Origin of the sequence: Microbacterium sp., assembly GCF_035556355.1 — a bacterium.
Taxonomy (GTDB): Bacteria; Actinomycetota; Actinomycetes; order Actinomycetales; family Microbacteriaceae; genus Microbacterium.
Genome location: NZ_DATMFG010000020.1, coordinates 22,359 through 32,702, shown reverse-complemented (window position 1 = coordinate 32,702; position 10,344 = coordinate 22,359). Strand labels below are relative to the sequence as shown.

Genomic DNA, 10,344 nt, shown 5'->3' with positions numbered 1-10,344 from the left:
TCAAGGCAGACTGGTTGTGGGTCATCGTGGGGTCTCTTCTTTGCTTCTTGGCGGAAACAACTGGGTATCCCACGATGGCCCTCCTACGTCAACGACGAAGAAGACCCGCGGGAAGTGACACCACGCTACGAGACGCACCCGTTCCGGCGTGACGAACACGCGCCCCGCGATGGAACGGGGCGCGCAGCCCAGCCGCCGGCGACGGACTCCCGCGGGCGGTGCAGGACGGCGCGCCGCCGCACGCGTGCGCAACTCCGGAGATCCGCGTGTTGGCCGGCCGAACCCGGGCCTCCGGCCCGGAAGGCGCGAGTTTCTCCGGAGTTCGGCGCGGGGACGGCGCCGCGCACGCGGCCCCAGTCGCGCCGCGCACGCGGCCTCAGTCGCGCGGCGTGCGCAGCCTCAGTCGCGCGGCTCGCGCGGCGCGCGCGGAGTCCGGATGATGGCGGGCAGCAGCGCTTTGGCCGAGCGTCCGCGCAGCGCTCCCCACCACACGCCGGCGCCGTAGGCGATGTCGTCGAGGCGACGCGCGACGCCGAATCGCACCGGGTCCATCTTCGGCTTCAGGCGCACGAACTCCCATACGACGTCGGCGATCGCGGCGATCGCGGCCGCACGGCGCATCGTCTTCGAGAAGAGTCCCACCACGACGGTGACGGGCCACCAGTGGCGCAGCAGCAGCGCGAAGCCCTGGCCGAGGGCGGCGACCATCCCGTTGAGGGTGAGCCGCGCGGCGATCGGCCACGGCCGTCGGACGTGTCCGAGGCGCTTGACGATGCGGCCGGCGACGACCACGCCCGTGAGCGCGATCGCCGGCAGCGACCACTTCTTCTGCACGAACAGCAGCGCGAGCACGAGCGCGCCCCACGGGGGCAGCACGACAGGGGCGACGTCTTGCGGGTGGCGCACCGCGAGCAGGTGCGCGCCCGTGCCGTAGAAGAACTTGCGCCCGAGCCAGGTGCGAAGCCGCGTACGGTGTTCGTGCCGCACGGCGGCGGCGGGCTCGAAGCGCACGCGGTGTCCTTCGTCGACGAGCCGCCACACGAGGTCGACGTCCTCGCCGACGCGCATCGACGCGTCGAAGCCGTCGCCGAGGTGCGCGACGCGCGCCACGAGACACGTGCTCGACACCCACGTGACAGGGCTTCGCGGCCGCACGCTCGCCGTGTCGCCGCCCAGGTCGAGCGACGATCGTGCGTTCTCGTACCGCGTGATCCAGTTCGGCCGTTCGGTGTCGAGTCCGATGACCCGAGGCGCCGCCATCGCGAGCTTCGGATCGGCGAAGTGCCGCAGCAGCAGCTCGAAGCATCCGTCCTCGAGCACGACGTCCGAGTCGACGAACGCGACGAACGGCGTCTCGACCGCGGTGAGCCCGGCATTGCGGGCGGCGGCCGCCCCGGTGTTGCGGTCGAGCGCGATGAGCTGCGCACCGTGGGCGGATGCGACGGATGCCACGGCCTCCGCCTGCTCCGACGCGTCGTCGACCACGATCACCCGCGCCACCCCGCGAGGGACGCTCGCGAGCAGGCGCGCGAGCTGCGCCGGGCGGTCGTGCACCGGGATGACCACCGTGAGCTCGGAGAGCGGGATCGCCGGGAGGGACTCCGCCACGGGGTCGCCGATTCCCGTCGCGAGGAGGTGCTCGGCGAGCGCACGGGTGGCGGCGTCGCGCACGACGAGCTCCCGCCTGTCGAATGCCTCGATGGCGGCGCGCTTGAGCCGCGCGACGCGCGTGGGGGAGCCGCCGATGAGCACGCGCCCGCCGTCCTCGACGCGCGTGTGCCGGTTGAGGCGGACCGTGAATCCGTCGGGCAGTGTCATGCCGCGGGCCCGTGGGTGAGGCATCCGCCTTCCGCGACCGTTCCGGCGGACAGGCGGCTCCACGCTGTCTCGCACAGCTCGGCGAACAGGCGCGCGCCGTGGTCGGCCGAAGCGCCCGTGGGGTCGCCGAGCACGCCGTTCGGCGCAACCCCCTTCACGCCCTCGGCACGCAGCCGGGGGAGCAGTTCGGCGATGGGCGCGGTCGCACCGGGCTCGGCGAGGTCGAGGCGCACGTGCGCGGGCCACAGGTGGAGCATGAGAGAAGTCTCGTCGAAACCCGCGTGGGCGTCGGTGCCGCGCTCGAGCGCGCACGGCAGCCATGCGACGTCGCGTCGCTCCGAGCGAAGGGTCGGCACGGCATCGCGGAGCGCCTCGAGGTTGCCTCCGTGTCCGTTCACGAACACGATGCGCTCGGCCCATTCCGACGCCGAGCGTCCGAGCTCGAGGAGCGCGAAGGCCAGCGCGGCGGTGCCGAGCGAGATGGTCCCCGCGAAGCCCTGATGCTCGCCGCTCGCGCCGAACACGAGAGGCGGTGCCACGATCGCGTCGCGGCCGTCTGCGCGCCAGCGCGCGGCGAGGTCGTCGGCGACAGCCGTAGCGATGAAGGTGTCGGTCGACACCGGCAGGTGCGGACCGTGCTGCTCGGTCGATCCGAGCGGCACGAGGAGCAGGGCCCGGGGCACCTCACGCCACGTGCGCGAGGCGAGGTGCGGCGAATCGGCCATCACACGGAGCGTTCGTCGGAATCGATCACGCGTTTCCGCTCGCGACCTTCTCCTTCGGCTTCGACGGGTCCTTCCGCACCGCGGGGCGCGACGAGCGCGGCTTCGGCGCAGCCGCCTCCTTGCCCAGCTCGCGGGTGAAGCCCTCGGGGATCCACAGATCCTCGCGGCGGAGGTCCTGCACCGAGGAACGACCGAGGCCGAGCACGGCCGAGTCGAGACCGCCGCGCAGGATGTCGAGCACGTTCTCGACGCCCGCCTGGCCGTTCGCCGCGAGGCCCCACAGGTAGGCCCGGCCGATCATGACCGCCTTCGCGCCGAGCGCGAGGGCCTTCGCGACATCGCCGCCACGACGGATGCCGCCGTCGAGCAGCACCTCGATCTGGTCGCCGACCGCGTCGGCGATGCCCGGCAGCATCCGGATCGCCGCCGGTGTCGAGTCGAGGTTGTTGCCGCCGTGGTTCGAGACCGAGATGGCCGTGACGCCGGCGTCGACCGCGCGCTTCGCGTCGTCGAGGCGCGAGACGCCCTTGAGCATGAACGGGCCGTCCCACTGCTCGCGCAGCCACGCGACGTCCTCCCATGTCGGGAGCGGCGTCTGCATCCACTCGCCGTACGCGCCGAAGAACGTCGGCGCCTCCTGGCCGGGGAGCGCGAGGTTCGGCGTCGTGAGGTCGGGCACACGGCCGGTCCTGACGAAGCTCCACAGCCACGACGGCTTGACGATCGCCTGCGGCGCGAAGCGCATCGCGGCCTTGAGGGTCAGGCGCTCGGGGATCCACGGGCTGCCCCAGTCGCGGCCGTTCGAGAACGACCAGTCGAGGGTCGCGATGATGCCCTTGGCACCTGCGGCTTTGGCGCGCTCGAGCCGCTGCAGCATCGCGTCGCGCGTGCCCATCCAGTACATCTGGTAGAACGTGTTGGGGTTGGCCGCGACGACGTCTTCGATCGGCTTGCTCGCGAACGAGCTGAGCCCCATGATCGTGCCGCGGTTCGCGGCGGCGCGCGCGACCGCGACCTCGCCCTCGGGGTGGACGGCCTGCACGCCCGTCGGCGAGATCAGCACGGGGAACGAGATGTCGATCCCCATGACGGTCGTCGACAGGGACCGCTCGCCGGAGAGGCCGGCGACGTGCGGAGCGAATCCGAGCTCCGCGTACGCTTTGAGGTTGTCTTCGTACGTCACCCCTCGCTCGGAGCCCGCGAGCAGGGCGCTGTAGACCGAGCCGGGCAGCCGCCTCTTCGCGCGTCGCTGCGCTTCGGCGACCGTCTCGAACCAACCGTTAGCCATTGTGGTGACCTCCTCGTCGACATCGGCCAGTGTAATGGCACCGAGTGCCAAATCGTAGGGGGATTTCGCCGAGCGAGAGACGAGTTCGGAGCGCGAGCCTACCCCGCGAACATCGCGCTGAGCGCCGGCGCGACATCGCGGTGGCTGCGGATGACCCGGCACAGGCCGCGCCCGCGTGCGGCGAGCTCGCGGCCGAGCTCCAGGTCGTTCTCCCCCGACACGTCCAGCAGCACGTCGAGCCGCGGGAGCCGCGCGGCGAACGGCCGCGGATCGGGCCCCGCATTGTGCACGCAGTCCGACAGGAGGATCGCGCGCGCGTCGCGCACGGGTGCGAGCGCGAGCTGCTTCGCGGCGAGCTCGAGCGGGAACGCGACGTTCGTGAGTCCCCGCGCGGGCAGCCGCAGCAGCGCGTCGAGCACGCGGTCGGGCACGACCTCGTTGCCGAGGCCGAGCAGGATCGCGGCATCCGACCAGAACGCGATCACCCCGAGCGCGTCGCGGTGGAGCTCGCCGGCGAGCGCCCCCACCGTCGCCGCTGCTGTGCGGATCCTCTCTCCCCGCATCGATCCCGACACGTCGACGAGCAGCACGACCGATCGCTTCGTGCGCACGCGCTCGCGCACGATGATGTCCTCATCCTCGGGGATCGGTCGCTCGGCGAGCACCTCGATCGTGCGGTCGAGGTCGATGTCGTCGGATGCACCGCGGTACGGCACGCTCGCGAGGTCGCCGACCCCGCGGCGAGACGTCACGTCGCGGCGCGCGCGGGGAACCGCGAGGCGCGCCGCGATCTGCCGCGCCCGCGCGCGCACCTGCGGGTCGATCTCGACCGCCTCATCCGGAACGGGGACGATGCTTCCGTGCTCGACGGTCACGGCGCGAGCGCGCCCGCCGGGCATCGCGCTCGCCTGCCTGCGCGTGCCGCCCGAGCCGATCACGACCGCGCCCGCGGCACCGCGCGACAGGTCGAACGCCTGCGGCGGCTCCTCGAGCTCCTTCGGCCGCCTGCGCAGCGGTGCGCCGCGCGCGGCTGTGCGCCGGCTGCTGCGCCGCTGGATCGGCGAGTCCGCCGCGACCTCTCTTCACCCCGGCGCTGCCTGGTGCGGATGCAGGATGAACCGGTCCTCCCACAGCTCGCGCAGCACGCGCTCGGGCGTCGTCTCGGCGGCTTCGTCGAGGTGGATGCGCCCCGACAGCGCGACGATCATCGCGTCGAACACCATCTCGGGGTAGTCCGCGTCCTCCGGGTCGTCGATCCCGCGAAGCGCCGCGAGACGTTGCGCGACGAGCACCGTGTCGATCGCGCCGCGCACGCTCGACCCCTGCCGGACGTCCTCGTGCTCGCGCGTCGCACGCGTCACGGCGACGGCGTCCCCCACGAGCCGGTCGCCCACAGGACCGGACGCCCCTGTCCGCAAGCGCACGATCTCCTCTTCCGCCTCGGCGCTCTGGTAGTCGACCGCGAGCCGGTTGAGCCGGTCGTGCACGCTCGTGGAGAGCCGGGTTGTGCCGACGTTGTCGTACGGGTTCATCGACGCGATCACGCGGAACGTCGGAAGGGCACGGATGCGGCCGACCCGCGGCACCGCGATCGAGCGGTCCGCCATCGCGGTCAGCAGCGTGTTGAGGGTGTCCTCCGGGGCGCGGTTGAACTCCTCGATGTAGAGGAACCCGCCCTGCTGCATCGCCTCGACGAGGGGACCGGGCACGAAGTTGTCGGCCGAGTAGTCCTCGCGCAGCACGCGCGCGGGGTTGTGGTGCCCGACGAGCTTCGCGGGCGTGAGGTCGGCGTTGCCCTCGACGAACAGCAGCGGAATGCCCCACTCCCGCGTGATCGCGGTCAGCATGGTCGTCTTGCTCGTGCCCGGGGGCCCTTCCAGCACGATGTCGCGCCCGGCCGCCACGGCGGCGAGGGTCAACTCGAGCTCACGTTCGCGGCCCACAAGGTGGCGCGCGATGCGCTCGCGGCTCTCGCGCAGCGACGCGGCGTCGCCGCCGGGAAGCGTGTGCTCCCCGGCAGCGACGGGTGCGGCATCCGTCTCGCTCACTTCTGCGTCGACCCTGCGTCGACCGGCAGCTGGATGCCCGTGACGTATCTCGACTCGTCCGACGCGAGCCACAGGACGGCGTTCGAGATGTCGACGGGCTCCACCCACGGCACCGGCAGGGCGTTCATGGTCTCCATGCGCCCGCGGAACTCGTCCTTGGTGCGCTGGTCCTCCGGCAGATCCGGCATGAACAGCGCGTAGAGCGCGTCGTTCTGGATCATGTCGGTGTCGACACTCGTCGGATGCACCGTGTTGACGCGGATGTTGTCGGGTGCCAGCTCGAGCGCGAGCGTGCGCATGACACCGACGACGCCGTGCTTCGACGCGACGTAGTGCACGAAGTTCGGGAACCCCTTGATCCCCGCCGTCGAGCTCGTGATGATGATCGATCCGCCGCCCGCGGCCCGAAGGTGCGGGATCGCGGCCTTCGCCGTGTGCCACACGCCCGTGAGGTTGACGGCGATCATGTCGTTCCACGCCTCGTCGGTCAGCTCCTCGGCGGTCGCGTTCGAGAAGATGCCGGCGTTGGCCGACACGATGTCGAGCCGCCCGAGCTGGGCCACGCCCTCGTCGAGCGCCGCCTTCAGCCCCTCGTAGTCGCGCACGTCCGCCTCGCTCGCGACGATGCGGCGGTCGAGCGCCTCGACCTGGCGCACCGTCTCGGCGAGGTCGTCCGCCGTCGCCATGCCGTACGGCACGGTGTCGATCTGCTTGGCGAGGTCGACCGCGATGATGTCCGCGCCCTCCTGGGCCATGCGGATCGCGTGCGAGCGACCCTGCCCGCGGGCCGCGCCCGTGATGAATGCGACCTTTCCGTCCAGTCGTCCCATGGTGTTCTCCTTTCGATCCACTCGATCAGGTCACTTCACGGCCGCACCGGCGTCGACCGGCAGCGGCACGCCCGTCACGTAGCGAGCCTCATCCGAGGCGAGCCAGAGCACCGCGTTCGAGATGTCGACCGGCTCGACCCACGGGATCGGCAGCGCGTTGATGCCGGCCGCCGCCTCCTTGAAGTCGTCGACGGTGGGGTTCTCGAGGTCGGGCCGGAACAGCCGATAGGTCGCGTCGTTGTTGACCATCGGCGTGTCCACCACCGTCGGGTGCACGCTGTTGACGCGGATCATGTGAGGTGCGAGCTCGAGCGCGAGCGTGCGCATGAGTCCGACGACACCGTGCTTTGCGGAGACGTAGTGGGCGATGTTCGGGAACGCGAACAGCCCCGCATCCGAGCTCGTGAGAATGATCGATCCGCCGCCCGATGCCTTCAGATGAGGGATCGCCGCCTTGCAGGTCCGCCACACGCCGTTGAGGTTGACGTCGACCATGTCGACCCACAGCTCCTCCGAGAGCTGCTCGGCCGGTGCCATCGCGGTCGAGATGCCCGCGTTCGCCGCGACGATGTCGAGTCGTCCGAGCTCGGCGACGCCCTCGTCGACCGCTGCCTTCAGGCCGTCGTAGTCGCGCACGTCGGCCTTCTTGGCGACGATGCGGCGGTCGAGCGCCTCGACCTGACGCACCGTCTCGGCGAGATCCTCCTCGGTGGCCGGGCCGTACGGCGCGCCCGGGATCTCCTCGAGCACGTCGATCGCGATGATGTCGGCGCCTTCTTGCGCGAGCCGGATCGCGTGCGAACGGCCCTGACCGCGCGCGGCTCCCGTGATGAAGGCGACTTTGCCTTCGACTCTTCCTGCCATTTCCGATTCCCTTCCTCCTCGTCGAGATGGGGGTGTGCCGGATGCCGCGCACCGACGTCCGCGGCATCCGGACTTCTCAGTACTGCGTGTTGCCCGCGTCCACCGTCATCGCGAGGCTTGTGACGTAGCGCGATTCGTCGGAGGCGAGGAAGAGCACCGCGTTCGAGATGTCGATCGGCTCCGTCATCTGGATGGGGAGCAGGTTCGACATCATCGGCATGAGCCGCGGGTGTGCGGCCATGATCTCCTGGATCTTCGTCGCCTTCTCCGGGTCGCCGAGTTGTCCCATCGGGGTGTCGACGCCCGTCGGATGAATGGAGTTGACGCGGATGCCGTGCTCCGACAGCTCGGTCGCGAACGCCCGCATGAGCCCGACGACGCCGTGCTTCGACGCGACGTATGCCGTGAGGAACGGCAGTCCCTTCAGGCCCGCGGCGGAGCTCGTCATGATGATCGAACCGCCGCCGGCCTCGACCAGGTGCGGCGCGGTGTGCCGCACGGTGTTCCACACGCCCTTGAGGTTCGTGTCGATCGTCTGGTCCCAGACCTCCTCGGAGGTCTCGTCCCACGTGGTCATGACGCAGATGCCCGCGTTCGCGACGACGATGTCGAGCTTCCCGAGCTGCGCGACGCCCTCTTCGACGGCCTTCTTGACCGCCGCGCCGTCGCGCACGTCGACCTGCGCCGAGACGATGCGCCGGTCGAGCGCCTCGACCTGTCGCACCGTCTCCGCGAGATCCTCCGGTGTCGCGGACGGGTACGCGACGTTCGGGATCGTGTCGCACAGGTCGACCGCGATGATGTCGGCGCCCTCCTGCGCGAGTCGCACAGCGTGGGACCGACCCTGTCCGCGGGCGGCTCCCGTGATGAAGGCGACCTTGCCTTCGACTCTTCCTGCCATCTCTGTTTCCTCCCCTTGATCTCCGCCTCCGTTGGCGGATGCCTCAGCGCTTGTTCGTGAACCCGGCGTCGACCGGCAGTGTGACGCCCGTGACGTACCTGCCCGCATCCGAGACGAGGAACAGGATCGCGTTCGAGATGTCGACGGCCTCGATCATGTCGACGGGCAGGGCGTTCGCCATCGCCTGACCCATCTGCGGGTCCTGCTCGAGGAACTTCTGCATGACCTCGTTGACCACCATGGGCGTGTTGACGCCGGTCGGGTGGACGGTGTTCACGCGGATGCTGTGCGGCGCGAGCGTGTTCGCATACGAGCGCATGAGGCCGACGACGCCGTGCTTCGACGCCGTGTAGCCGAGCCCGCCCGGGGTGTCTCCGCCGATGCCGTTGATGCCCGCCGTCGAGCTCGTGATGACGATCGCGCCGCCGCGACCGCCCTCGATCATCGACGGCTTCGCGACCTCGATCGTGTGGTAGACGCCCGTGAGGTTGACGTCGAGCACGTCGTACCACTCCTGCGGCGACGGCTCGAGCGACAGCGGCGCGATGCCCGCGTTGGCGAGCACGATGTCGACGGGGCCCAGCTGCGCCGTGCCCTCGTCGAACGCCTTCTGCAGCGACTCGCGGTCGCGCACGTCGGCCTGCGCCGCGAAGATGCGCCGGTCGAGAGCCTCGACCGCGCTCACGGTCTCCTTGAGGTCGTCCGGAGTCGACATCGGGTAGCCGACCGTCTCGATCTGCGAGCAGATGTCGACGGCGATGATGTCGGCGCCCTCCTGCGCGAGGCGGATCGCGTGCGAGCGACCCTGCCCCCGCGCGGCCCCCGTGATGAAGGCGACCTTGCCTTCGAGTGCTCCTGCCATCTCTCTTTCCCTTCTCCTTTGAACGGAACCGACGGATGCTGCGGCCGCGCCTACTTGACCGGATCCGGGTTGTAGCCGGGCAGCAGCAGGTGGCCCGCGTCGACCGGGACGGAGATGCCCGTCACGGCGGACGCGAGGTCCGAGTTGAGCCACAGCGCGGCATCCGCGATGCGCTGCGGCGAAAGGAAGCCGGCGCCCTTCAGCGCATGGAAGGCGTAGCCGGCCTCGAGCATGTCCTCTTCGGTGCCCTCACCGGCCGGCTTGCCCGACATCATGTCCCACGCGCCCTGCCAGCTGGTCATCGGCGTGAGGATCGCGCCGGGGTGGATCGCGTTGACGCGGATGCCGTGACGCGCGTACTCGAGCGCGAGCGTCTTCATGATGCCGACGACACCGAACTTCGCGGCGCAGTAGTGCACGTAATTCGCGCCCGGCTCGATGCCGTTGATCGACGACGTCATGACGATCGAGCCGCCGCCCTGCTCCATCATGTGCGGCAGCACCGCCTTCGCCGACTTCCAGACTCCGGTGAGGTTCACCGCGATCATGTCGTCCCACATCTCCTCGGTCATCTCGTGCGCGGGCGCGAGCGAGAAGATGCCGGCGTTGGCGATGAGCGCGTCGATCTTGCCGAACTGCGCGATGCCCTCGGTGACCGCGCGGTCGAGATCCGCCTGGTTGCGCACGTCGCCCTCCACGGCCACGATGCGGCGGTCGAGAGCCTCGACCTGCTTGACCGTCTCGTCGAAGTCGGCCTGCTGCGCCATCGGGTACGCCACCGTCCCGATCTGCTGCAGCGTGTCGATGATGACGACGTCGGCGCCCTCGCGCGCGCTCGTGATCGCGTGGGCGCGACCCTGCCCGCGCGAGCCCCCTGTGATGAGCACGACCTTGCCCTCGAGCAGTCCCATCTCGTCCTCCCTCTCTCTCATCGAGGGCGAACCGGAGCGGCCCCGCGGGAGACCGCACCCCACTTCGGCGCCTGCCTCGTCGCGGGCGTCTCGTGGT

The 10,344-nt window shown here is 70.5% G+C and carries 10 protein-coding genes; all 10 read right to left on the bottom strand.

The annotated features are described in order from the left end of the window. Positions 1-399: 399 nt before the first annotated feature. A complete protein-coding gene (gene mftF / locus VNR19_RS04510; RefSeq protein ID WP_325724321.1) occupies positions 400-1,818 on the bottom strand; it encodes a mycofactocin biosynthesis glycosyltransferase MftF in 1,419 nt (472 codons plus the stop codon). Continuing rightward, positions 1,815-2,543, bottom strand: a complete 729-nt coding sequence (gene mftE / locus VNR19_RS04505) for a mycofactocin biosynthesis peptidyl-dipeptidase MftE (RefSeq protein WP_325724319.1) — start codon at positions 2,541-2,543, stop codon at positions 1,815-1,817. The genes mftF and mftE overlap by 4 nt, the downstream gene beginning before the upstream one ends. A gap of 25 nt (positions 2,544-2,568) precedes the next feature. Continuing rightward, positions 2,569-3,831 carry a pre-mycofactocin synthase MftD gene (gene mftD, locus VNR19_RS04500; protein ID WP_325724317.1) on the bottom strand — a complete coding sequence of 421 codons (1,263 nt, stop codon included), beginning with the start codon at positions 3,829-3,831 and terminating at the stop codon, positions 2,569-2,571. 98 nt (positions 3,832-3,929) lie between these two features. Beyond that, entirely contained in the window at positions 3,930-4,730 is an 801-nt protein-coding gene (locus tag VNR19_RS04495; RefSeq protein ID WP_325724315.1) for a vWA domain-containing protein, read from the bottom strand. A 183-nt stretch (positions 4,731-4,913) separates the two neighbouring features. Then, positions 4,914-5,879: an AAA family ATPase gene (locus tag VNR19_RS04490; protein ID WP_325724313.1), complete on the bottom strand. Its 966-nt coding sequence runs from the start codon at positions 5,877-5,879 to the stop codon at positions 4,914-4,916. Continuing rightward, complete coding sequence (locus VNR19_RS04485; RefSeq protein WP_325724310.1) at positions 5,876-6,709, bottom strand: mycofactocin-coupled SDR family oxidoreductase; 834 nt, start codon at positions 6,707-6,709, stop codon at positions 5,876-5,878. The genes VNR19_RS04490 and VNR19_RS04485 overlap by 4 nt, the downstream gene beginning before the upstream one ends. Positions 6,710-6,739: 30 nt before the next feature. Further along, a complete protein-coding gene (locus VNR19_RS04480; RefSeq protein WP_325724308.1) occupies positions 6,740-7,573 on the bottom strand; it encodes a mycofactocin-coupled SDR family oxidoreductase in 834 nt (277 codons plus the stop codon). 76 nt (positions 7,574-7,649) lie between these two features. After that, a complete protein-coding gene (locus VNR19_RS04475) occupies positions 7,650-8,474 on the bottom strand; it encodes a mycofactocin-coupled SDR family oxidoreductase (RefSeq protein WP_325724306.1) in 825 nt (274 codons plus the stop codon). 43 nt (positions 8,475-8,517) lie between these two features. Next, on the bottom strand, positions 8,518-9,336 hold the full coding sequence (locus tag VNR19_RS04470; RefSeq protein WP_325724304.1) for a mycofactocin-coupled SDR family oxidoreductase: 819 nt from the start codon (positions 9,334-9,336) through the stop codon (positions 8,518-8,520). A 50-nt stretch (positions 9,337-9,386) separates the two neighbouring features. After that, on the bottom strand, positions 9,387-10,247 hold the full coding sequence (locus VNR19_RS04465) for a mycofactocin-coupled SDR family oxidoreductase (protein WP_325724302.1): 861 nt from the start codon (positions 10,245-10,247) through the stop codon (positions 9,387-9,389). Positions 10,248-10,344: the final 97 nt, after the last annotated feature.